25 protein-coding genes are annotated in these 20,669 nt (G+C 64.1%); 13 read left to right on the top strand and 12 right to left on the bottom strand.

Annotated elements, in window-relative coordinates:
• Positions 1-6: 6 nt before the first annotated feature.
• The 4 genes from FJ972_RS12620 to FJ972_RS12605 all read left to right on the top strand — a co-directional run bounded on the left by FJ972_RS12620 (position 7) and on the right by FJ972_RS12605 (position 3,028).
• On the top strand, positions 7-795 hold the full coding sequence (locus FJ972_RS12620) for an ABC transporter substrate-binding protein (RefSeq protein WP_140516312.1): 789 nt from the start codon (positions 7-9) through the stop codon (positions 793-795).
• A gap of 121 nt (positions 796-916) precedes the next feature.
• Positions 917-1,588 (top strand): amino acid ABC transporter permease, encoded by a 672-nt coding sequence (locus FJ972_RS12615; protein ID WP_140521400.1) that lies wholly within the window; start codon positions 917-919, stop codon positions 1,586-1,588.
• Positions 1,585-2,259: an amino acid ABC transporter permease gene (locus tag FJ972_RS12610; RefSeq protein WP_140521399.1), complete on the top strand. Its 675-nt coding sequence runs from the start codon at positions 1,585-1,587 to the stop codon at positions 2,257-2,259. Before FJ972_RS12615 ends, FJ972_RS12610 begins: the two co-directional genes overlap by 4 nt.
• Positions 2,260-2,284: 25 nt before the next feature.
• Entirely contained in the window at positions 2,285-3,028 is a 744-nt protein-coding gene (locus tag FJ972_RS12605) for an amino acid ABC transporter ATP-binding protein (RefSeq protein WP_140521398.1), read from the top strand.
• Positions 3,029-3,043: 15 nt separating this feature from the next.
• On the opposite strand, the gene FJ972_RS12600 is transcribed toward FJ972_RS12605, so the two are convergent.
• From FJ972_RS12600 to FJ972_RS12580, 5 genes are all read right to left on the bottom strand, one after another.
• Positions 3,044-3,742 carry an RES family NAD+ phosphorylase gene (locus FJ972_RS12600; protein ID WP_140521397.1) on the bottom strand — a complete coding sequence of 233 codons (699 nt, stop codon included), beginning with the start codon at positions 3,740-3,742 and terminating at the stop codon, positions 3,044-3,046.
• Positions 3,736-4,146 carry an MbcA/ParS/Xre antitoxin family protein gene (locus FJ972_RS12595; RefSeq protein WP_140499170.1) on the bottom strand — a complete coding sequence of 137 codons (411 nt, stop codon included), beginning with the start codon at positions 4,144-4,146 and terminating at the stop codon, positions 3,736-3,738. Before FJ972_RS12595 ends, FJ972_RS12600 begins: the two co-directional genes overlap by 7 nt.
• Positions 4,147-4,415: 269 nt before the next feature.
• Positions 4,416-5,849, bottom strand: coding sequence for an aldehyde dehydrogenase family protein (locus tag FJ972_RS12590; protein ID WP_140521396.1), 1,434 nt, complete (start codon positions 5,847-5,849; stop codon positions 4,416-4,418).
• A 152-nt stretch (positions 5,850-6,001) separates the two neighbouring features.
• Positions 6,002-6,385: an ACT domain-containing protein gene (locus FJ972_RS12585; protein ID WP_140521395.1), complete on the bottom strand. Its 384-nt coding sequence runs from the start codon at positions 6,383-6,385 to the stop codon at positions 6,002-6,004.
• 20 nt (positions 6,386-6,405) lie between these two features.
• Positions 6,406-6,873: a GNAT family N-acetyltransferase gene (locus FJ972_RS12580; RefSeq protein WP_140521584.1), complete on the bottom strand. Its 468-nt coding sequence runs from the start codon at positions 6,871-6,873 to the stop codon at positions 6,406-6,408.
• A gap of 415 nt (positions 6,874-7,288) precedes the next feature.
• Between FJ972_RS12580 and FJ972_RS12575 the strand changes: the two genes are divergently transcribed.
• On the top strand, positions 7,289-8,353 hold the full coding sequence (locus FJ972_RS12575) for a YeiH family protein (protein ID WP_140521394.1): 1,065 nt from the start codon (positions 7,289-7,291) through the stop codon (positions 8,351-8,353).
• Positions 8,354-8,404: 51 nt separating this feature from the next.
• Here the strand turns inward: FJ972_RS12575 and FJ972_RS12570 are convergent, their stop codons facing one another.
• Positions 8,405-8,902 carry a GAF domain-containing protein gene (locus tag FJ972_RS12570; RefSeq protein ID WP_140499180.1) on the bottom strand — a complete coding sequence of 166 codons (498 nt, stop codon included), beginning with the start codon at positions 8,900-8,902 and terminating at the stop codon, positions 8,405-8,407.
• A gap of 77 nt (positions 8,903-8,979) precedes the next feature.
• Here FJ972_RS12570 and FJ972_RS12565 point away from each other — a divergent pair, with 77 nt between their 5' ends.
• Positions 8,980-9,384: an NUDIX hydrolase gene (locus FJ972_RS12565; RefSeq protein WP_140521393.1), complete on the top strand. Its 405-nt coding sequence runs from the start codon at positions 8,980-8,982 to the stop codon at positions 9,382-9,384.
• Positions 9,385-9,401: 17 nt separating this feature from the next.
• On the opposite strand, the gene FJ972_RS12560 is transcribed toward FJ972_RS12565, so the two are convergent.
• The 3 genes from FJ972_RS12560 to groES all read right to left on the bottom strand — a co-directional run bounded on the left by FJ972_RS12560 (position 9,402) and on the right by groES (position 11,713).
• Positions 9,402-9,560, bottom strand: coding sequence for a hypothetical protein (locus FJ972_RS12560; RefSeq protein WP_181165260.1), 159 nt, complete (start codon positions 9,558-9,560; stop codon positions 9,402-9,404).
• A 149-nt stretch (positions 9,561-9,709) separates the two neighbouring features.
• A complete protein-coding gene (groL, locus tag FJ972_RS12555; protein ID WP_140521392.1) occupies positions 9,710-11,338 on the bottom strand; it encodes a chaperonin GroEL in 1,629 nt (542 codons plus the stop codon).
• Between the two features lie 60 nt (positions 11,339-11,398).
• Complete coding sequence (groES, locus tag FJ972_RS12550) at positions 11,399-11,713, bottom strand: co-chaperone GroES (protein ID WP_140516246.1); 315 nt, start codon at positions 11,711-11,713, stop codon at positions 11,399-11,401.
• Positions 11,714-11,958: 245 nt separating this feature from the next.
• Here groES and FJ972_RS12545 point away from each other — a divergent pair, with 245 nt between their 5' ends.
• Both FJ972_RS12545 and FJ972_RS12540 read left to right on the top strand, forming a co-directional pair.
• Positions 11,959-12,207, top strand: coding sequence for a hypothetical protein (locus FJ972_RS12545; RefSeq protein ID WP_140499188.1), 249 nt, complete (start codon positions 11,959-11,961; stop codon positions 12,205-12,207).
• The gene (locus tag FJ972_RS12540; RefSeq protein ID WP_140499190.1) at positions 12,204-12,470 is read left to right on the top strand and encodes a DUF1488 domain-containing protein; all 267 of its coding nucleotides are present in this window, start codon (positions 12,204-12,206) and stop codon (positions 12,468-12,470) included. Before FJ972_RS12545 ends, FJ972_RS12540 begins: the two co-directional genes overlap by 4 nt.
• A gap of 23 nt (positions 12,471-12,493) precedes the next feature.
• On the opposite strand, the gene FJ972_RS12535 is transcribed toward FJ972_RS12540, so the two are convergent.
• Complete coding sequence (locus tag FJ972_RS12535) at positions 12,494-12,685, bottom strand: hypothetical protein (protein ID WP_140521391.1); 192 nt, start codon at positions 12,683-12,685, stop codon at positions 12,494-12,496.
• Between the two features lie 5 nt (positions 12,686-12,690).
• A complete protein-coding gene (locus FJ972_RS12530; protein ID WP_140521390.1) occupies positions 12,691-12,897 on the bottom strand; it encodes a hypothetical protein in 207 nt (68 codons plus the stop codon).
• Positions 12,898-13,625: 728 nt separating this feature from the next.
• Between FJ972_RS12530 and FJ972_RS12525 the strand changes: the two genes are divergently transcribed.
• The 5 genes from FJ972_RS12525 (at position 13,626) to FJ972_RS12505 (ending at position 20,136) form a co-directional block, all read left to right on the top strand.
• Entirely contained in the window at positions 13,626-14,663 is a 1,038-nt protein-coding gene (locus FJ972_RS12525; protein WP_140521389.1) for a LacI family DNA-binding transcriptional regulator, read from the top strand.
• Positions 14,664-14,726: 63 nt separating this feature from the next.
• Positions 14,727-15,974 (top strand): ABC transporter substrate-binding protein, encoded by a 1,248-nt coding sequence (locus FJ972_RS12520; protein WP_140521388.1) that lies wholly within the window; start codon positions 14,727-14,729, stop codon positions 15,972-15,974.
• 374 nt (positions 15,975-16,348) lie between these two features.
• A complete protein-coding gene (locus FJ972_RS12515) occupies positions 16,349-17,275 on the top strand; it encodes a carbohydrate ABC transporter permease (protein ID WP_140521387.1) in 927 nt (308 codons plus the stop codon).
• Positions 17,275-18,132 carry a carbohydrate ABC transporter permease gene (locus FJ972_RS12510; RefSeq protein WP_140521386.1) on the top strand — a complete coding sequence of 286 codons (858 nt, stop codon included), beginning with the start codon at positions 17,275-17,277 and terminating at the stop codon, positions 18,130-18,132. The genes FJ972_RS12515 and FJ972_RS12510 overlap by 1 nt, the downstream gene beginning before the upstream one ends.
• Positions 18,133-18,153: 21 nt before the next feature.
• On the top strand, positions 18,154-20,136 hold the full coding sequence (locus tag FJ972_RS12505; RefSeq protein WP_140521385.1) for a glycoside hydrolase family 127 protein: 1,983 nt from the start codon (positions 18,154-18,156) through the stop codon (positions 20,134-20,136).
• Positions 20,137-20,210: 74 nt separating this feature from the next.
• Here FJ972_RS12505 and FJ972_RS12500 read toward each other — a convergent pair whose 3' ends face one another.
• Entirely contained in the window at positions 20,211-20,609 is a 399-nt protein-coding gene (locus FJ972_RS12500) for a DUF1801 domain-containing protein (protein WP_140499206.1), read from the bottom strand.
• Between the last annotated feature and the right edge of the window lie 60 nt (positions 20,610-20,669).

The following is a 20,669-nucleotide window of genomic DNA, read 5'->3' as shown; positions in this document are numbered from 1 at the left end:
AAACCAATGAACATTGCCAAGCTTTTCATCGCCGGCCTCGCACTGGCCGGCCTCACCGCCGCCGCCAGTGCCGGATCGCTCGACGACATCACCAAGCGCGGCGAACTGCGTGTCGCCGTGCAGACACAGGGACCGCCCTTCTCGCTGGTCGGCGCCAATGGCGAACGCACCGGCAGCTCGGTGGAACTGGCCGAACTGATGGCCAAGGAAATGGGCGTCAAGATCACCTTCCTCGACTTCGACTGGGACGGCCTGATCCCGGCGCTGCTTTCGGGCAAGGCCGACCTTCTGGTCGCCGACATGACGCCGACGCTGGCACGCGGCATGAAGGTCGCCTTCACCACGCCTTACATGTATACGGGCAGCACCGTCTTCACCAAGGCCGACGGCAAGTTCAAGACCGCCGACGACTGCAAGGCCAAGGGCACCAAGATCGCCGTGCTGCTCGGCGCCACCGGCGAGAAGGAAGCCAAGGCAGCCTTCCCCGATGCCGACATCAAGAGCTACAAGGGCGGCGGTCCGCTGCTGCTCGACGCCGTCAACAACGGCCAGGCCGATTGCGGCGTCAACGACGTCTCGGCGGTCAAGGGCCAGTCGACGGCTTATCCGGCCGGGACCTTCACAATCATGCCGGACCTCCTCTCGAAGGAGCCGCTTGCCTTCGCCACCCGCTATGACGAGCCGGATCTCCTGATCTGGATGAACCTGTTCCTCAACCAGGTCACCATCGACGGCCGCCTGCAGAAGAACCTCGACTACTGGGTCAATTCGGAAGACTGGAAGAAAGATCACTGATTAGGGATTAGGGATTAGGGATTAGTGAGTAGCGAATTAGTGAGTAGTGGATAGGGAATTCCGGATCCGCCTGCCTACTCACTACTCACTACTCACTATTCCCTACCCACCATTCACGGCCATGCTCGAGAATTTCAGCTTCCGCACCATCGTCGAATACCTGCCCCTGTTCGGGCAGGGCCTGGTCACGACCGTGTGGCTGTCGGCGCTGTCCTTTTTCGGCGCGCTCGCGGTCGGCATCCTGCTGTGCGCGATGAACCTGCAGCGCGGCTGGCTGTTTCGGGTGCCGGCCAAGGCCTATATCGACGCCGTACGCGCCACGCCCTTGCTGGCGCAGCTCTATTTTCTCTATTTCGGCCTGCCGCGCCTCGGTTTCGTGCTGCCCGAACTCGTCGTCGGCATCCTCGCGTTGTCACTGAACAGCGGCGCCTATGTCGCTGAAATCATTCGCGCCGGCATCCTGTCGATCCCGCGCGGCCAGGTTGAGGCCAGTGTTGCTTCGGGCATGACCTATGTCCAGCGCATGCGCCTGGTGGTCTTGCCGCAGGCGTTCAAGGTGACGATCCCGCCGCTACTGGGACAAGCGATCGTGCTGGTCAAGGATTCGGCGCTCCTGTCGCTGATCTCGGTTGCCGAGCTGACGCGCGCCGGCCAGTTGCTCGCCTCCGACCGTTTCATGCCGGCGGAAGGATTTCTCACCATCGCCGCCTTCTACCTCCTGCTCTATTACGGCCTCAAAGGGCTGGCGGTTCTCTCCGGCCGCTGGCTCGGCTCGGCGGGAGCGCGCATATGATCTGGCAACAGTTGCAAAGCCTTGCGGGCAGCTATCCGCTGGCGCTGCGCGGCCTCGGCATGACCGTGGTGCTGTCGCTGATCAGCCTGGTGCTGGGCACCCTGCTCGGCTTCGGCCTGGGCATCTTGCGGACCGGCGGCAACCGGTTGATCGCCGGCGTGATCGGTGCCTGGGTAGACCTCATCCGAGGCACCCCGTTCCTGGTGCAGATATTCCTGATCTTCTTCATCTTGCCGGAGCTGGGCATCGAGCTCGACGCCTTCACCGCCGGCATCATCGCGCTGACCAACCTCGCCGCTTGCTTCATCTGCGAGATCGTCGCCGCCGGCATCCGTTCGGTTCCGACAGGCCAGGTCGAGGCGGCACTGGCGTCCGGCCTGTCGCGCTGGCAGCGCATGCGCCAGGTGGTGCTACCGCAGGCGATGCGCATCGTGCTGCCGCCGCTGGTCGGGCAATATGTGCTGCTGATCAAGGACTCTTCGGTCGTCTCTGCGATCGGCCTGACCGATCTCACCCGCGTCGGCTGGCTGGTGGTGCAGCGCGTGCCGAACGGCCTGCTGGTGTTCTTCCTCGTCGGCGTCGGCTATTTCATCGTCTGCTATCCGCTGATCATGCTCGCCCGCCGGCTCGAACGGCGCATCGGTGCCGCCCATGGCGAGGTGCAGATATGACATCGAACCCAAAGGTTCCGACCACATGACCAAAACGGGCATGATCGATTTTCGCGGCGTCAACAAATGGTTCGGCACGCTCAACGTGCTGAGGGACATCACGCTCAGCGTCGAGCCGCGCGAAGTGGTCGTCGTCTGCGGCCCGAGCGGGTCGGGCAAGAGCACGCTTATCCGCTGCATCAACGGGCTGGAGACGATCAAGGACGGCGACCTTGTCGTCGACGGCCAGCGGCTCGGCCACCCCGCCACCAACATGACGAAGCTGCGCACCGAGATCGGCTTCGTCTTCCAGTCCTTCAACCTCTACCCGCACAAGACCGCGCTCGAAAACGTCACGCTGGCGCCGATCCATGTCCGCAAGATCCCGCGCGCCGAAGCCGAGCAGGCCGGCCGCGAACTGCTGGCCAAGGTCGGGCTTGCCGACAAGGTCAACGCCTATCCTGCGCAGCTTTCAGGCGGCCAGCAACAGCGTGTGGCGATCGCCCGCTGCCTCGGCATGCGCCCCAAGATCATGCTGTTCGACGAGCCGACCTCCGCCCTCGACCCCGAGATGATTTCGGAAGTGCTCGACGTCATGGTCGCGGTTGCCGAGGAAGGCATGACCATGATGGTGGTGACGCATGAGATGGGCTTTGCGCGCAAGGTCGCCCAGCGCGTGGTGTTCATGGATGCCGGCGCCATCGTCGAAAGCGGCACGCCCGACGAGTTCTTCTCGCATCCAAGGACCGATCGCAGCCGCGCATTCCTGAGCAAGATCCTGCGGCACTGACCGGCGCCGCCGCCTTCAAGTGACCGCCAGCACCTTGCCCGTATCGTGCCGGCGCACGAAATCCACGCGGCGGCCGTCCCAGTGATAGCTGTAGTGCCTCCCCTGGACGGGGACGGTGATTGCATCCGGCCAGAAGATGCCGATGCACTGCCCGCTCGGCATGCGCACGCTGCTCCACACCAGCCCGTCGCTGCCGGCCGCGCGCAAGGCGCGGCCTTCGGCCTGCGAGGCGGTGTAGTCGTCCGGGTCAAGCGCGCCGGGCACCGCGTTGACGTCATCGAGGTCGCGATCGACGCTGCCGATCAGCACGCGGAAATCCGCGGTCCAGCCCGGCTCCTCCTTGGTGGCGCGCATAAAATTCTGGTGGTGGTGGATGGTTTCGGCCAGCGCTACCTCCTCGCTGTCGCCGGCATAGTAGATGCCGTAGCTGCCATCGGAAAACCGCCCGGGCCGCAAGGTCGAGCAATGCACGAAGGGCGCCATCACGAAACTTGCGCCGGGTCCGGACACCCGCCTTTCGGCAGGAACCTTGCCGAGGTCGCCGAGTTCCAGCCGGATGCGCGGATTGGTCTTCTCCTCGACGGCGGCCAGCGCTTCCCAATCGCGTGGGTCGGCAATGTCCTCGAAGAGGTCGATCGGCGGATGGATGGAGCGGATGATGCGGAAGGTCTGGGGCCAGTGGACGCGGCGCCGGACCGCGAGCCCACTCACCATGCACCACGCTCCGCGTCGAGCCATTCGCGCATCGCGGCAAGGTCGGAGATTTCGCCGCGCAGCATCAGGTCGAGCGCCGACTGGCCGCCGAACGTGGCGTTGGGTTTTCGGATCCAGGCATAGCCGCGCGCCGGCTCGGTGAAGAGATAGCGCAAGCCCTTATGGATGCCCATCAGATGCGCCATGCGGGTGCGCAGATCGCGGTCGATCCGACCGATGCCGCCTTCCTTCCAGCGCGCCCAGGTCCGCGCCGACATGCCGCCGAGCAGGATGCAGGCCTCGAGGTCGGTGAGGCCCCACGCCTTGAACAGGTTGACCGTGGTGCGCGCCAGGGCGCCCGCCTCTTCATCCGAGATGGCGCTGCCGACCGCGGCCGGCGTGGTGACGATGGACTGAAGCTGCATTTTCTGCTCCCGCTATTGGCAGACATATAGCATGTATTTGCCAATTGGCAAGGAAACAGGACCAGAGCGGCCACCTAAAAGGTGGCGCGGCATAACAGACCAGGGTTCCGCCCCCACGAAGGTGAGGGAGAGGTAGCTCGGCGAAGCCGAGACGGATATGCCGTGAAACCTTCCAGCGCCGCAGCCCCCTCTCCGACCGCTTCGGGGCCACCTCCCCCCGCTTTGCGGGGGCGAGGAACCCACGTTCTGTGAGGGCGGCTCTTGTCCGCCTACTCCGCCGCCTCATACCCCGCGATACCCTTGATCTCCAGAAAATCCTCCAGCCCGTATTCGGCGTATTCGCGGCCGTTGCCGGATTGCTTGTAGCCGCCGAAGGGCAGGCCGGCGTCCCATTGGGGATAGTTGATGTAGACGTTGCCGGAGCGCATGCGCGCCGCGACGTCGCGCGCCTTCTGGATATCCTTGGCCTGGATATAGGAGGCAAGGCCGTAGACGGTGTCGTTGGCCTGCTCGACCGCCTGTTCGACCGTATCATAGGGCATGATCGCCAGCACCGGCCCGAAAATCTCCTCGCGCGCGATGCGCATATCGTGGGTGACATCGGCGAACACGGTCGGCCTGACATAGTAGCCGCGGTTGAGTTCGGCCGGACGGCCGGGGCCGCCCGTGACCAGCGTGGCTCCCTCGTCGATGCCGCTCTGGATCATGTCCTGGATCTTGTCGAACTGGGCCTGGCTGACGACAGGGCCGAGCTTGGTGCCGGGAGCGTCGGCCGGACCGACCACGAACTTTTCCGCCGCCGCCTTGGCGTAGGAAGCTGCCTCGTCATGACGGTCGCGCGGCACGAACATGCGCGTTGGCGCGTTGCAGGACTGGCCGCTGTTGCTGAAGCAGCCGGCGACGCCCTTGGTCACGGCGGTGGCGAGGTCGACATCCGGGAACAGGATGTTGGCCGACTTGCCGCCAAGTTCCTGGTGCACGCGCTTGACCGTGTCGGCGGCGGCCTTGGCCACCAATATGCCGGCCCGGGTGGAGCCGGTGAACGACATCATGTCGATGTCGGGATGGCTGGACAGCGCCTGGCCGACGCCGGGGCCGTCGCCATTGACGAGGTTGAACACACCCTTCGGCACGCCGGCCTCATCGAGTATCTCGGCGAAGATGATGGCGTCGAGCGGCGCGATCTCGGACGGCTTCAGCACCATGGTGCAACCGGCGGCGAGTGCCGGACCCACCTTGCAGGTGATCTGGTTCAGCGGCCAGTTCCATGGCGTGATCAGGCCGACGATGCCGATCGGCTCCTTGACGATCAGCGAGGAGCCCTTGACCTGCCGGAACTGGAAGCTCTTCAGCACTTCCGCCATCTTGGCCAGATGCGCGAGCCCGATGCCGACCTGGCTGTCGAGCGCCATCCGGCGCGGCGCGCCCATCTCGCGCGACACGGCGAGCGCCAGGTCCGGGCTGCGCTTCTTGTAGACCTCGATGACGCCGTTGAGGATGTCGAGCCGTTCCTCGACCGAGGTGAAGCCGAATGTGCCGAAGGCGCGCTTCGCGGCGGCCACCGCCTTGTCGACGTCGGCCTTGGAGCCCAGCGAAATCTGCGCGAAGGCATCTTCGTTCGACGGATCGATGACATCGATCGTGTTGGGCACGACAGGATCGACCCACGCGCCATCGATGTAGAACTGCAGATTGTGTGACATGATTTCTCCTGAGGGGCGCCCGCACAGCCGTCCGGCGTGATATCTGGCTAGAAATAACGATGCGCGACCGGCACTGTCAAACGCAACCCCCGAACTGGTGAGCGAGCCGCGAGCGGTTGAACCAGCCGGGCGGATAGCTGGAATAGAACGAGTTAAAGCAGAGTATGCCCGGCTTCGCCCAGAAGCCGTGTCGCCGCGACCCGATCGGCGGCTTTCACCAGCAGGTGATCGCCGTCGAAAGTCGACACCACGAAAATGCCCAGCTCGTTTTCCGACAGCGGCCTGATGACCGACAACACGATGCCGGTTTCGTCGAAGGCGAAAGGTCCTTGGAGCTTGAAGGCGACCCACTCGTCATCCCGCTTGACGCCATCTGGAACGCGATCCTGCAGACAGACGATCGAAAGTTCATCCTCGGTTCTGGTAATGCTGACGAAGCCTGGCCCGTCCGCCCAACCGGGAATGCTCGCTCCAGGCTCGAGCCGCGAAATCGCGTACAGCCCGGGCAGTTGCTTCAGCCTGATTTTGGCAGCCATTGTCGAACTCCGATTGCGGTCTATCCAGCGAGCCTCTTGCTCATATAAACAGACGTACCGTTCATGAACGGCTCCTCCCGGTCGATCCTATAGCCGTGCCTCTTGTAAAGCGACACATTGGCCGCGAAGGCGCCATTGGTCAGCAGGCGAAGTTCGTTGCGGCCCGCTTCGGCCGCCTTGCGTTCAGCCCGCTCCAGCAACAGCCGGCCGATCCCCCTTCCCTGCGCATGCGGTGCCACGCAGACATTCTCGATCCAGACATGATCATCGGCTGGCATGGTTTCGATCGCGCCGACGATTTCGCCCTGCTCGGTCGCAAGGTCGAACTCATGCTCTGCAACCGCTATGTCGTAGTCGGCGCGCATGGGCAGCGGTTCGCGGCCGATCAGCGGCACCCATTTGGCATAGGCCAAGCGCACGATGTCCCGGATGGCTGCGGCGTCCGCCGGCCCGGCCTGCCGGAACTGGATGGAAGGATTGATGCTCATCGAGGGCTCCAGACATGAACAGCCCGCCGACGGTTGCGCGGGCGGGGCTGGGAAGAACGAACCGGAATTAACGGGCCACTCCTCGTCGTCGCGCAATCATGCCGCCTCGCAGTGTACAGGTTCGGCGTCGCATGACATTGGCGCGGGGAAGAACGAACATGGCGCCAAGCTGGCGCAGCATGAGTGGCCCGTCAAGCCAATGCCAAGCCATCTTCTGGCGGTGCCAGGCCTCTTTGCCGCGCTGCGTCACCAGCCGCAATTAGTTGCATGCCGATACCGGCCTTGGCCTGCAACGGCATTTTGGTCCGCAAGCCGGAAACCGTCCTGAAAAATCGATCATTCTAACGAAAATAATTCATTGGAAAGATTAGTTGGGGAATGGCATTCCCCGGGCGAAGTCGCCTGGAGCATGACGTTGTCTTCCTTATCCCACATTGCGAACGATATTCCAAAAAGCCTGATTTCCGCCGAACCCGCGCAGCGCCGCAAGGCGCTCGACTCGACCAAGGCCGGACCCGTGCCCGGTATGATATTGGTCGCGATGATCACTGCGGTGGCCTTCTCGGCCCACAACGTCTCCGGCTTTGCCCTGTTCAGCCCGATGATAATAGCCGTCGTCGCCGGCATGATCTACTCCAACGTGCTCGGCACGCCGGCGCACGCCAAGGCCGGCATCGCGTTTTCGCAGCGCCGGCTGCTGCGCTTCGCCATCGTGCTGCTCGGTTTCCAGCTGACGCTCGGCCAGGTGGTGTCGATCGGCGCCGGAGGTGTCGGCATCGTGGCAGCCACCCTTGGCGCCACCTTCGTCTTCACCATCACACTCGGCCGGCTGATCGGCGTCGACGCGAAACTGGCGCATCTGATCGCCGCCGGCACCTCGATCTGCGGTGCCTCGGCAATCGTGGCCACCAACATCGTCACCGACGCGCGCGACGAGGACGTCACCTACGCCGTCGCCTCGATCACCTTGTTCGGCACCGTCGCCATGCTCGGCTTCCCGCTGCTGGCGCCGCTGCTCGGCCTCGACCAGCATGCTTTCGGCCTGTGGGCGGGCGCCTCGATCCATGAGGTGGCGCAGGTCATCGGCGCCGGCTTCCAGAACGGCACCCAATCGGGCGAGATTGCCACCGTCGCCAAGCTCACCCGCGTCGCCATGCTGGCGCCGATGGTCATCGCGCTGGGCCTGATGGCGCGCCGCAAGAGCAGCAGCGACCAGCAGGCGGCGCGCCCGCCCATGCCATGGTTCGTCGCCGCCTTCGTCGCCGTCGTGGCTCTGAACAGCCTTGTCGCGATACCCGCCGACGTGAAATCGGCGATGGCGCTCGCCACCACCATCATGCTGACCATGGGGCTGGCCGCCATGGGCCTGCAGGCCGATATCTCGCAGCTGCGCTCGCGCGGCCTGCGCCCGCTGGCGCTCGCCTTCTCGGCCTTCCTGTTCATCGGCGGCTTCAGCCTGATGCTGGTGAAGTTGGCCTAGGCCCCAAAGGTAGCGCTCTACGGCGCCCCCTTCTGTCCGGCAGGAAAGCGCCTAATCCTCGAACGAACTGGCCGCGACATAGATCGCGGCCAGCGTTTCGATGCCGGCCTGGTCCGCCTTGTCGAAGCGGCCGGGCAGCGGGCTGTCGAGATCGAGCACGCCGAAGACGCCTTCATCGTCTTCGAGAAGCACGACCAGTTCCGAACGCGAATCGGCGTCGCAGGCGATGTGGCCGGGGAAATCGTGCACGTCCTTGATAAGCATCGAGGTGCCGAGTTCGACCGCCGTGCCGCATACGCCCTTGCCTACGGCAATGCGCACGCAGGCCGGCTTGCCCTGGAACGGACCCAGCACCAATTCCTCGTCCGAGGCCAGGAAATAGAAGCCCGCCCAGTTGAGATCGGGCACCATCTGGAAGATCAGCGCCGCGGTGTTGGCGGCATTGGCGATCGAGTCGCCCTCGCCCTCGAGCAGCGCCTTCAGTTGCGCGGCAAGATCGCGATAGAACGCGGCCTTGTCCGAAGTGTCGATGGCCTTGGCTGCGAACATGGCTTGTCTCCGAACTGAGAATCGCGGTTCCGTTTCCGCAGGCGCCCTGCACCGAACGGCCACCGGAACAGTCTACCGTGAATCCTACCCGCCACGAAAGCCGCAAGATAAGGGTCGCTCCCGGCGTCATCGCGGATGCGTCGGGCCGGCTGCTTCTGGTGCGCAAGCGCGGCACCAGCGCCTTCATGCAGCCCGGCGGCAAGATCGAGCCGCGCGAGTCCCCGCTCGATGCTCTGGTGCGTGAATTGCGCGAGGAACTCGGATTGGCGGTCGACCTCGCCACCACCTCCCGGCTCGGCCTGTTCTCGGCCAACGAGCCGGACAGCACGGTCGAGGCGGAATTGTTCGGGCTCTCCATCGACAGCCAGCCGATAGCCGCCCCCGAGATCGAGGAGATCATCTGGCTGGAGCCCGGCTCGACCAGTTCCGTCGAACTTGCGCCGCTGACGCGCGATGTGGTGCTGAGGTTGAGCGGAATGTAGCGGCGGCGGCGCCGCTATTACATCGGACGCTTGGGTTCGCCCTTTTGTGGCATTGCCGGATCGGGCTCGGATTTCTTGTGCTTGTCGGCGGCAATCCTGCGGATGCGGTCGAAGCGGCTTTCCTCTGTCGTTTCGGTCGTGACGACCGTCTGTGGCTTCTGCACGAACACGATCATGGATCGATCTCCTGGGCCAGAGGCCTGCGCGCCGGGGGAGAATCCCCCGGCGATAGTCGTCTCGCCTGCGGCAAAGGCCGGTTCGGCGAGATACGGATCAGGTCTGAAAGACGGCTTTTATGAAACCACCTTCGCGAGCCGGCCGAATCCTAGTAGCCGCCCATGCCGCCACCGCCGCCCGCAGGCGCGGCATCCTTGGCCGGAATGTCCGAGATCATCGCTTCGGCGGTGATCAAAAGCGCGGCGATCGAGCCGGCATCCTGCAACGCGGTGCGCACCACTTTCGCCGGATCGACGATGCCCGCCTTGATCATGTCGACATACGCCTCGTTCTGGGCATCGAAACCCTGGTTGTGATCCTTGCTGTCGGAGAGCTTGCCGACGACAACGGAGCCTTCAATGCCCGAATTCTCGGCGATCTGGCGGAGCGGCGCTTCGAGTGCCCTGAGCACGATCGAGATGCCGGCGGTGACATCGGCATTGGCGCCGTTCAGGCCGGCAAGCGCCGTCCTGGCACGCAGCAGGGCCACGCCGCCGCCCGGCACGATGCCTTCCTCGACCGCCGCGCGCGTGGCGTTCAGCGCGTCGTCGATGCGGTCCTTCTTTTCCTTGACTTCCGACTCGGTGGCGCCGCCGACGCGGATGACGGCAACGCCGCCGGAGAGCTTGGCCAGCCGCTCCTGCAGCTTCTCCTTGTCATAGTCGGAAGTGGTTTCCTCGATCTGGCCCTTGATCTGGGCGACACGCGCCTGAATGGTCGCCTTGGTGCCGGCGCCGTCGATGATCGTGGTGGTGTCCTTTTCGATCAGCACGCGCTTGGCGCGGCCGAGCATCTCGATGGTGACGTTCTCCAGCTTGATACCGAGATCCTCGGAGATCATCTGGCCGGATGTGAGCACCGCGATGTCTTCCAGCATCGCCTTGCGGCGGTCGCCGAAGCCCGGCGCCTTGACGGCCGCGACCTTGAGGCCGCCGCGCAGCTTGTTGACGACCAGCGTCGCCAGAGCCTCGCCTTCGACGTCCTCGGAGATGATCAGCAGCGGCCTGCCGCTCTGCACCACCGCTTCGAGGATCGGCAGCATTGCCTGCAGATTGCCGAGCTTCTTCTCGTGGATGAGAATATAGGGCTCTTCCAGCTCCGCGCGCATCTTGTCGGCATTGGTGACGAAATAGGGCGAGAGATAGCCGCGGTCGAACTGCATGCCTTCGACGACGTCGAGTTCGGTGTTCGCGGTCTTGGCTTCCTCGACGGTGATGACGCCGTCATTTCCGACCTTGTCCATCGCCTTGGCGATCATCTCGCCGACGCTGGCATCGCCATTGGCGGCGATTGTGCCGACCTGCGCGATCTCGGCCGACGACTTGACCTTCTTGGCCTTCGCCTTGATTTCCACGACGACGGCCGCGACGGCCTGGTCGATGCCGCGCTTGAGGTCCATCGGGTTCATGCCGGCGGCAACCAGCTTGGCGCCTTCGCGCAGGATCGAGGCGGCCAGCACCGTGGCAGTGGTGGTGCCGTCGCCGGCGAGGTCGTTGGTCTTCGAGGCCACTTCGCGCACCATCTGCGCGCCCATGTTCTCGAACTTGTCGGCAAGCTCGATTTCCTTGGCGACGGTGACGCCGTCCTTGGTGATGCGCGGCGCCCCATAGGCCTTGTCGATGATGACGTTGCGGCCCTTGGGGCCGAGCGTGACCTTGACCGCATTGGTGAGGATCTCGACGCCGCGCAGCATACGGTCGCGCGCATCGGTGGAGAATTTGATTTCCTTGGCAGACATGATTTTATCCAGTTCGCATTTGGAGTGGAGCCGTCACCGCGCAGAGGCGCGGCGCTTCAGTCAGGCGGCCTTCTTGGCTTCGACGCTCTTTTCGATAACGCCCATGATGTCGGCTTCCTTCATGATCAGAAGATCCTCGCCGTCGATCTTGACCTCCGTGCCCGACCATTTGCCGAACAGGATCAAGTCGCCGGCCTTGACGTCGAGCGGAACAAGTGCGCCGTTTTCGTCGCGGGCGCCGGGACCAACCGCGATCACTTCGCCTTCCTGCGGCTTTTCCTTGGCATTGTCGGGAATGATGATGCCGCCCTTGGATTTGATATCGCCTTCGGCGCGCCGGATGACGACGCGGTCGTGGAGTGGCCGAAATTTCATGAGAACTTCTTTCTGGGGCCGGCATAGGCGGCCGCCCCCTTCTATAGGCTCTTTGGCACTCGATAGATAGGAGTGCCAAAATTTATTCCGAGCGGATATTGAATAATCATAGTATTATTTCGGCGCCCGGTTTCATCGGGTCGGAAAACGACCAAATATTTCAAAAATTTGAATTTTCCCGGCAGAGTGCCTATTTATCGGACAAGTTCATTTTCACGATTTCAGACGCAAGGGAGATTTCCTCGATGGCCGACGGCAACCAGACGATCATGGAAAAAGCTGAAGCGCGCTTTGTCGACAAGCAGAAGAAGACGGCGGAGCGCAACAAGGCAACCGCCGAATATATGTCCGAAGCGAGGGCCAGGGAGATCAAGACGGCAAGGCTGAGGCAATTGCGGCTGGCCAAGGAAGAAGCCGACCGCGTGGCCGAGGCCCTGAACCCGACGCCGAAGAAGAAACGCGCGGTGAAGAAAACGACGGAGGCAAAATCATGAGCCTGACCTTCCCCAACCGCAGCCGCAGCTACGACGAGGCCGGCAAGCGCATCCGGTTCGTCGGCTATGACGGCATGTTCCAGATTTCCTTCTCGGTCGCCGCCGATGCCATGACGAGGATGCAGCCGGCGACGGCAGCCAATGAAGCCGGCTATCTCGCCACCTTCGACACCGAGAGCAGTGTCATCCGCGACGTAGCGTCAAAGGCCTATGACCGCACGCGCAAGAGCATGTATGTGCTGACGGCCGACGACTTCCGCTGAGACGACAGGCGGACGGCGCTGGATCAGGATTTACGCTCCGCCTTCTCCCGGCGCTTGACGTCCCGGACATTCATCTGATCGACCATGGCGTTGGCGTCGCGCGGGCTCATGCCGACCATCGCCCTTTGCCTGACGACGACGGGCTGGCCGGTGAAGACGTCGATGATGGCCCAGCTTTGGGGCAAGTCCATGCGCAGTGCGTAGCGGTTGGCCATTTGCCTCAGCCCTGCAACATGAAGAAGACCATGCCCAGGACCGATATCGTCCAGGCGACGACCGACAGCTTCAACACCATGCCGCCATGGGCGGCCAGCGCCTCCCGCAGCCGCGGGGCGATACCTGCCGACGGGACCGGTTCCACCGTAACGGCACGGGGTCCCTTGGCGCCAAGTTTTCCAAAGACGGGCAACAGCGACGGTTCACGCACGAAAATGGCCTCGAATGTCGGGGAAAGTCGGAGCGGGCAAGCTCTTGCCCTTCCATAGCACTCTTTTGGCGAGTGCCCTGCATGCCAAATGCAAATAGGCTGCTTTAACGCCGGCCGCATGCCACGTGACCCCGATCGTCAGATGCTGAAAGCGCGCAAGTCGGCTGGGTAGCAGTCTTCTTGCCGGCACATCAGCGTCACAACGAAGACGAGGACCTGTCCGGCCCAGGTCGCAAATGCAAGCTGGCAAGACCCATCGCCCTTGATGGTCCGACGCAGGCTCTACGTCATATGATTTTTTGGAGGCCTCGCCTCGGGATCGAACCGAGGCTTCAGAGATTTGCCGTCTCCAGCGTAGCCGCTCCGCCACGAGGCCATGACTAGCGAACTAACCGATAATATTTGCGCAAGCGTTAAGACCGAAGAGTCGTTTGTAGACATGTCGCCGATTGCTGCTTTGGCCGGCTCGCGCCGTGGGCAGCACTGACGGCTGCCGATCAGGAATTCGCCTGATGAACTCGCCGGGCGCCGAGCCCGTGAGCCCGCCCTCCGGCGGCCACTTCGCACCACCGGAGGACCAGCCACTTTTCCTCTTGAACAGCCTCTGGATCTGGCCTAGTTTGGGTTGAGAAAAGGTTTTTCCAAACATTTCCGAGCGGGCTCGGCCATTGGCCGGGTCATTACGGCCTGTAAGAGAAAACCTTTTCCCAATCGGGATTTTCGCCGCAATGGCATTGGACGATCAGCCAGCCTTTCCCAAGCCCGTCACCTTGCGTGACGTGGCAGCCGAGGCTGGCGTCAGCGTCGCCACCGCCTCGAAGGCGCTCAACGACCAGGGCCGCATGACCGCCGAGACCCGCGAGCGCATCCGCGAGACCGCGCAGCGCCTCGGCTTCCGGCCCAACAGCCTGGCCCAGAGCCTGCTGCGGCGACGCTCCTTCACCGTTGGCCTGCTCACCAACGATACCTATGGCCGCTTCTCGCTGCCGCTGATGTCGGGCATTTCCGACGCGCTGGTCGACGCCGGCGTTTCGGTGTTCCTGTGCAATGTCGAGGAGGATCCGCGTCTCGGCCAGCTCCATGTCGAGGCCATGCTCGACAAGCGCGTCGACGGCATCATCGCCACCGGCAAGCGCATCGACCGTCTTCTGCCGGTCGATCTGTCCAATCTGCGCATTCCGGTGATCTATGCCTTCACCCAGCCCGATCCCGACGCCGTCGCCTTCGTCTCCGACGACGCTGGCGGCGCGCGGCTGGCAGTGGAGCATTTCTGTCGGCTCGGCCGCAGGCGCATCGCCCATGTCTCGGGACCGGCGAGCTTTGCCGTGGTGCACGCCAGGGCGCAGGCCTATCGCGATGTTCTGACCGAGAACGGCCTGTCGGGCACCGAGCCGCTGCTCGGCTCGTGGTCGGAGGCCTGGGGACACGAAGCCGTGGCGAGGCTGTTCGACGGCGCAAGCGAAAGGCCGGACGCCGTCTTCTGCGGCAACGACCAGATCGCGCGCGGCGTCATCGATGCCTTGCGCGAGCGCGGTCTCGACGTGCCCGGCGATGTCGGCGTCATCGGTTTCGACAATTGGGAGATCGTGGCCGAAGCGACGCGCCCGCCGCTGACCTCGGTCGACATGAACCTGGCTGCGCTCGGCCGCGAAGCGGGGCTGACCTTGCTTTCCCTGGTCGGCGGCAAGCCCGCCGCGCCAGGCATCCGGAAACTGCCGTGCCGGCTGGTGGTGCGTCAGTCCTGCGGCCGCCTGCCGGACGGCTGAAGAACCAAACGCCGCAATCGGCGGCAAGCCGCGCATCGCGGCCAAAACGTGGAGGAGGAGAATATGAGGACTTTGATTGCCAGGCTGGCCTTGACGGCCGCCGTATTCGGCTGCGGGCTGCAATTTGCCGCCGCCGAGACCGCCAACATCTGGGTGCGCGCCGACGGCTCGAACTTCATGCCGCGCATCGTCGATGCCTACAACAAGGGCCACACCAACCAGGTCAAGCTCGACATCATCCCCAACGCCGAGATCATTCCGAAATACGGTGCTGCCGCCGCCGGCGGCACGGCGCCCGACGCGCTGTCGCTCGACCTGATCTACACGCCCTCCTTTGCTGCCGCCGGTCAGTTGGAGGACATCACCGACTGGGCCAAGTCGCTCCCCTATTTCGCCAGCCTGTCGCCGGCTCATGTGAAGACCGGCACGTACAAGGACCGCATCTACGGCCTGCCCTTCTCCGCCGACGCCTCGGTGCTGATCTGGAACAAGAAGCTGTTCAAGCAGGCCGGCCTCGACCCCGAAAAGGGCCCGGCCAATTGGGCCGAGATCGAAGCCGACGCCGAAAAAGTCAATGCGCTCGGCGGCAACATCAAGGGCTTCTACTTCTCCGGCAATTGCGGCGGCTGCAACATTTTCACCTTCACGCCGCTGGTCTGGGCCTCGGGCGGCGATATTCTCTCACAGGACGGCTCCAAGGCGACGCTGGACAGCCCGCAGCTGCGTGGCGCCATCGATCTCTACCGCTCGATGGTTAAGAAGGGCCTGGTGCCGGAAGGCGCCCAGACCGACACCGGCGCCAATTTCTTCGCCGCCTTCGCCGGCGGCAACATCGGCATCTCGCCTTCGGGCGCCTTCGCCATCGGCGCGCTCAACACCCAGTATCCCGACATCGACTACGGCATCACCTTCCTGCCGGGCAAGGATGGCGGCTGGTCGTCCTTTGCCGGCGGCGACAATTTCGTCGTCACCAAGGGCACCAAGAAGATCGATGTGGTGAAGGAGTTCCTCGACTTCGCCTATTCGCTGGAGGGCCAGACGATCCTGGCCAAATATGGCAGCCTGCCGGTGCGCGGCGACATCGCCAAGGACGCGCTGAAGGACCTCGACCCGCGCTACCAGGTCGCAGCCGAGGCCATGGCCAAGGGCAAGACGCCCTATTCGGTGGTCTTCAACGACCTGATCAACTCCGCCAACGGCCCGTGGACGCAGATGGTCAACGAGGTGTTCTTCGGCGACGACGTCGACGGCGCCATCGCCAATGCGCAGGAGACTATGCAGTCGATCATCGACCAGGCGCCGCAGAAATAGGCGCCTGCCGGCCGCCCGCCTGTCTCCCTGAGCGGGTGGCCGGATATTGTTTGGTTCAGATACAGGGCTATCGCGTTGAGAAGACTCACTAGCATCGACAGCTTGGGACCTAGCGCACTTCGCCTCCCCTTCTCCCCTTGTGGGGTGAGGAGCGGTCCGCGCAGCGGACGAAAAGCCAACTGCTTGGCTTTTCGAGCTTCGAACGCCCTGAGCCTGCGAAGGGCCGGGTGGTGGCCGATCCACTCTGCCGGGTCCCCGCTGCTTCGCAGCGTCCCGGTGTTCGCCGGCCTTTCATCGTGCCACTGGCACGATGAATTCGCCTCCGGCGAACCGGCCGCTCACCCCACAAGGGGAGAAGGAAAAGCGGGCCAGCCATGACCACCATCACAGCAACCACCGCCCCGCCCCGCGCCCGAAAACTCGTCGGCGCCGGGCGACGGCAATGGATCGGTCTCATCTACGTCGCGCCGGCCGTGGCGCTGGTCATGGTGTTCTTCGTCATCCCGCTCGGCATGACGGCGTGGATGTCGCTGCACAACTGGCCGCTGATGGGCGGGCACTCCTTCATCGGCCTCGACAACTATGCCGCGATCCTGCGCGACACCAGGTTCTGGAACGCACTGAAATTCACCGGCTACTACACTGTGATCGTCACCATCGCGATCTTCGCCGTCGCCTTCCCGCTGGCCATCTTCATCGAGCGGCCGCGCCCGCTGACCAATCTCTACCGCACCGCCTTCTTCATGCCGGCGGTGGTCGGTTTCGCCTCGGCGAGCCTGCTCTGGTCATGGCTGCTCAACGTCGATTCCGGCCTGTTCAGCCCGGCCGCCTACAATCTCGGCCTGATCGACAGGAAATTCAATCTTCTGGCCACCTTCCAGCCGGCCTTCTGGTCGATCATCGCCATGGTGGTGTGGAAGGTCGCCGGCTTCACCATGATCATCCTGATGACCGGCCTGCAATCGATCCCGCAGGATTTGCAGGAGGCCGCCGTCATCGACGGCGCCGGCCCGTTCGCGAGGTTCCGGGCCATCACCTTGCCGCTGATGCGCCGCACGCTGGCGCTGGCGCTGATCCTGTCGGTGGCCGGCTCGGTCCTCGCCTTCGACCAGTTCTACATCATCCTGCGCGGCGGCCCGCGCAACCAGACGCTGACGGCGGTGTACTGGATTTTCAACCAGTCCTTCGTGTCGTTCAAGCTCGGCTATGGCGCGGCGCTCTCCATGGTGCTGCTGGTGATCCTGGTAGCGCTCAGCCTCGTGCAGCTCTGGCTGCTGAGGAAGCCCGAGGGCCTCGACTGATGGCGCAGGCAATGTCCGCTCAAGGCAAGCTCGCCGCCAGCGTCGTCAGGCACTCCACCGGCATCGTCGCCTCGGTGCTGTTCGTGGCGCCGATCGTGTGGGCCGCGCTGTCGGCCTTCAAGCCGGCGCAGGAGGCGCGCCAGCCGCCGCTGCCGCCCTGGCCGACGACAGGCTTCTCGCTGGAGAACTACGCCACGCTCAACACGTTCGGCGACGGGCTCTGGGTCTCGGCGCAGAACAGCATCTACGTCTCTGTCATGACGGTGCTGGTCTCGGTCGTCGTCTCCGTGCTCGCCGGCTACGGTTTCTCGCGTTTCCGATTTCCGCTCAAGGACCTGTTCTTCGTCCTCATCCTGTCGACGATCATGATCCCGTTCCAGTCGATCCTGACGCCGATCTTCCTGGTGCTCACCAAGCTTGGCCTGCACAACACGCTGACCGGGCTGGTCGGCGTCTATGTGACGCTGCAACTGCCGTTCTCGATCTTCATGATGCGCAACGCCTTCGACGCGGTGCCGCGCGAGATCGAGGAGGCCGCGCGCATGGACGGCGCCGGAAACGCCACCATGCTGTTGAAGGTGATGCTGCCGCTGGTCTGGCCGGGCGTCGTCACCATCGCGCTGTTCGCCTTTCTCGGCGCCTGGAACGAGTTCCTCGCCGCTTTGGTGCTGATGACCGACCAGTCCAAGTTCACGCTGCCGGTGATGATGACCGCACTCCAGTCCGGCCGCTTCGGCGCCATCGACTGGGGCGCGGTGCAGGCGGGCGTCACCGTGATGATGGTGCCGTGCCTGATCCTGTTCCTGGCTTTGCAGCGCTTCTACATCCGCGGCCTGATGGCCGGGGCCGTCAAGTGATCGATCGAATGGAGTAAGTTCATGACCGCATCGTCTTCCGCCAGGCCTGCCAGCGCCTCCAGGCCCAAACTCGCCTTCCGGCCGCTACCGGTGCCCCAGGTCGACGTGCACGGCTTCTGGGGCGACCGTGCCGACGCCGTCGCCGCGCGCACCGCCGATATCCTCTACGACCGCTGCGTCGAGGCGGGCATGCTGGAGCAGATCGATCCGGACCGGCCCTCGCCCGGCGTCGTCATCCCGTTCCATTCCCCTTCGCCCGACGAGGCGGCCTCCCCCGGCTTCACCGGCTCGACGGTGACGACGCAGATGTTCTGGGACTCCGACTGGGGCAAGACGATCGAGACGGCGGCCTATTCGCTCTACCGCGCCAAGAACCCGGAGTTGGAGAAGAAGATCGACGCCGTCATCGACCTCTACGAAAAGCTGCAGCAGCCGGACGGCTATCTCTCGAGCTGGTACCAGCGCATCCAACCCGGCCTGCGCTGGACCAATCTGCGCGATTGCCACGAGCTCTATTGCGCCGGCCACCTGATCGAGGGCGCCGTCGCCTATTACCAGGCGACCGGCAAGCGCAAGCTGCTCGACGTCATGTGCCGCTATGCCGACCATATCGCCTCGGTGCTCGGGCCCGAGCCGGGCAAGAAGAAAGGCTATTGCGGCCATGAGGAGATCGAGCTGGCGCTGGTGAAGCTGGCGCGGGTGACTGGCGAGAACAGATACATGGAGCTGGCGAAATATTTCATCGACCAGCGCGGCCAACAACCGCATTATTTCGACGAGGAGGCGCGCGCCCGCGGCACCGATCCCAAGGCCTATCATTTCAAGACCTATGAATACAGCCAGTCGCACATTCCGGTGCGCGAGCAGGACAAGGTCGTCGGTCATGCGGTCAGAGCGATGTATCTCTATTCCGGCATGGCCGACATCGCCACCGAATATGGCGACGACAGCTTGCGGGTGGCGCTCGACCGGTTGTGGGACGATCTCACCAGCAGGAACCTCTACATCACCGGCGGGCTCGGGCCGTCGGCGCACAATGAGGGCTTTACCAGCGATTTCGACCTGCCCAATGAGAGCGCCTACGCCGAGACCTGTGCCGCCGTCGGCCTGGTGTTCTGGGCCAGCCGCATGCTCGGCATGGGGCCGAACGCCCGCTACGCCGATATCATGGAGCGGGCGCTCTACAACGGCTCGATCTCGGGCCTGTCGCTCGACGGCTCGCTGTTCTTCTACGAAAACCCGCTGGAAAGCCGGGGCCGGCACAACAGATGGAAATGGCACCGCTGCCCGTGCTGCCCGCCCAATATCGGGCGCATGGTGGCCTCCATCGGCAGCTATTTCTACAGCCTGGCGGACGACGCGCTTGCCGTCCATCTCTATGGCGATTCCACCGCTCGTTTCGACATAGCGGGCGTGCCGGTAGCACTGACGCAGGCGAGCCGCTACCCCTGGGACGGCGCGGTCGCCATCACCATCGAGCCGCAGGCGCCGGTCGCGTTCACCCTGCATCTGCGCGTGCCGGCATGGAGCGCCGGCGCGGCGCTCAAGGTCAATGGCGAGACGATGAAGCTCGAGGACGTCACCAGCGATGGCTACGCGGCGATCCGGCGCACATGGAAGAAGGGCGATAGCGTCCGCCTCGATCTCGAAATGCCGATCGAACGGCTCTACGCCAACCCGCAGGTGCGCCAGGACGCCGGCCGCGTGGCGCTGTCGCGTGGCCCGCTGATCTACTGCGTCGAGGCGACCGACAATGACGGCAGCCTGCACCGCATCGCATTGCCGCGCACCGCAAGCATCGAGGCGCATGACGAGCCGGACCTGCTGGGCGGCGTGGTGGCGCTTTCGACCACAGCGCTGGCCGACACCGATGAGGGCTGGCAAAACGGGCTTTACCGCACCGACCCGCCCGCTGCCAGACAGACGCGGCTGACCGCCATCCCCTATTTCGCCTGGGACAACCGCGAGCCCGGCGAGATGCTGGTATGGCTGAGGGACGGGTGAGGTCAGGAGGGCGCGAAGGAGCGCGACAGGCTTCGTTCTGCCCGCCGCGTTCTTCGGTGCCAGTTACACGGAGCCTATCGCCGGGCCTTTGACTTGTTCAGAGCGACGGCGGCGTGGATAAGCGCCTTGAACGCTTCCTCGTCGACCTCCTCGCCCTCTTGGAAATCGATGGCGCGCCTGGTGTTTCCTTCCAGGCTGGAGTTGAACAGGCGCGACGGATCGGGCAGCGCCGCACCCTTGGCAAAGGTCAGCTTGACGACGTTCTTGTAGGTCTCGCCGGTGCAGATCATTCCGGCATGCTCCCACACCGGGACCCCGCGCCATTTCCACTCCTCGACGATCTCGGGGTCGGCTTGCCGGATCAGGCCGCGCAGCCGGCTCAGCATCTCGCCCCGCCAGTCGCCGAGTTCCTCGATCCTGCCGTCTATGAGCTGCGAAGGAGATCTGCCTTCTGGCGACCCGCTCTTCGTCATGTCCGTTCTCCTTCAGCCTTGAGGGCGGTCACCGCCCGTCCGCCCGATCATAGGCGCTCT

This window comes from Mesorhizobium sp. B2-1-1 (genome assembly GCF_006442975.2).
Taxonomy (GTDB): Bacteria; Pseudomonadota; Alphaproteobacteria; order Rhizobiales; family Rhizobiaceae; genus Mesorhizobium.
Note: the sequence above shows the minus strand (reverse complement) of the source record. Positions and strands in the feature narration are given on the sequence as shown.

Bases quoted from the DNA above. Each gene is read 5' to 3' on its own strand.
- FJ972_RS12620 (WP_140516312.1), top strand. From the start codon at position 7: ATGAACATTGCCAAGCTTTTCATCGCCGGCCTCGCACTGGCCGGCCTC.
- FJ972_RS12615 (WP_140521400.1), top strand. From the start codon at position 917: ATGCTCGAGAATTTCAGCTTCCGCACCATCGTCGAATACCTGCCCCTG.
- FJ972_RS12610 (WP_140521399.1), top strand. From the start codon at position 1,585: ATGATCTGGCAACAGTTGCAAAGCCTTGCGGGCAGCTATCCGCTGGCG.
- FJ972_RS12605 (WP_140521398.1), top strand. From the start codon at position 2,285: ATGACCAAAACGGGCATGATCGATTTTCGCGGCGTCAACAAATGGTTC.
- FJ972_RS12600 (WP_140521397.1), bottom strand. From the start codon at position 3,742: ATGGTGAGTGGGCTCGCGGTCCGGCGCCGCGTCCACTGGCCCCAGACC.
- FJ972_RS12595 (WP_140499170.1), bottom strand. From the start codon at position 4,146: ATGCAGCTTCAGTCCATCGTCACCACGCCGGCCGCGGTCGGCAGCGCC.
- FJ972_RS12590 (WP_140521396.1), bottom strand. From the start codon at position 5,849: ATGTCACACAATCTGCAGTTCTACATCGATGGCGCGTGGGTCGATCCT.
- FJ972_RS12585 (WP_140521395.1), bottom strand. From the start codon at position 6,385: ATGGCTGCCAAAATCAGGCTGAAGCAACTGCCCGGGCTGTACGCGATT.
- FJ972_RS12580 (WP_140521584.1), bottom strand. From the start codon at position 6,873: ATGAGCATCAATCCTTCCATCCAGTTCCGGCAGGCCGGGCCGGCGGAC.
- FJ972_RS12570 (WP_140499180.1), bottom strand. From the start codon at position 8,902: ATGTTCGCAGCCAAGGCCATCGACACTTCGGACAAGGCCGCGTTCTAT.
- FJ972_RS12560 (WP_181165260.1), bottom strand. From the start codon at position 9,560: ATGATCGTGTTCGTGCAGAAGCCACAGACGGTCGTCACGACCGAAACG.
- groL (WP_140521392.1), bottom strand. From the start codon at position 11,338: ATGTCTGCCAAGGAAATCAAATTCTCCACCGATGCGCGCGACCGTATG.
- groES (WP_140516246.1), bottom strand. From the start codon at position 11,713: ATGAAATTTCGGCCACTCCACGACCGCGTCGTCATCCGGCGCGCCGAA.
- FJ972_RS12545 (WP_140499188.1), top strand. From the start codon at position 11,959: ATGGCCGACGGCAACCAGACGATCATGGAAAAAGCTGAAGCGCGCTTT.
- FJ972_RS12540 (WP_140499190.1), top strand. From the start codon at position 12,204: ATGAGCCTGACCTTCCCCAACCGCAGCCGCAGCTACGACGAGGCCGGC.
- FJ972_RS12535 (WP_140521391.1), bottom strand. From the start codon at position 12,685: ATGGCCAACCGCTACGCACTGCGCATGGACTTGCCCCAAAGCTGGGCC.
- FJ972_RS12525 (WP_140521389.1), top strand. From the start codon at position 13,626: ATGGCATTGGACGATCAGCCAGCCTTTCCCAAGCCCGTCACCTTGCGT.
- FJ972_RS12520 (WP_140521388.1), top strand. From the start codon at position 14,727: ATGAGGACTTTGATTGCCAGGCTGGCCTTGACGGCCGCCGTATTCGGC.
- FJ972_RS12515 (WP_140521387.1), top strand. From the start codon at position 16,349: ATGACCACCATCACAGCAACCACCGCCCCGCCCCGCGCCCGAAAACTC.
- FJ972_RS12510 (WP_140521386.1), top strand. From the start codon at position 17,275: ATGGCGCAGGCAATGTCCGCTCAAGGCAAGCTCGCCGCCAGCGTCGTC.
- FJ972_RS12505 (WP_140521385.1), top strand. From the start codon at position 18,154: ATGACCGCATCGTCTTCCGCCAGGCCTGCCAGCGCCTCCAGGCCCAAA.
- FJ972_RS12500 (WP_140499206.1), bottom strand. From the start codon at position 20,609: ATGACGAAGAGCGGGTCGCCAGAAGGCAGATCTCCTTCGCAGCTCATA.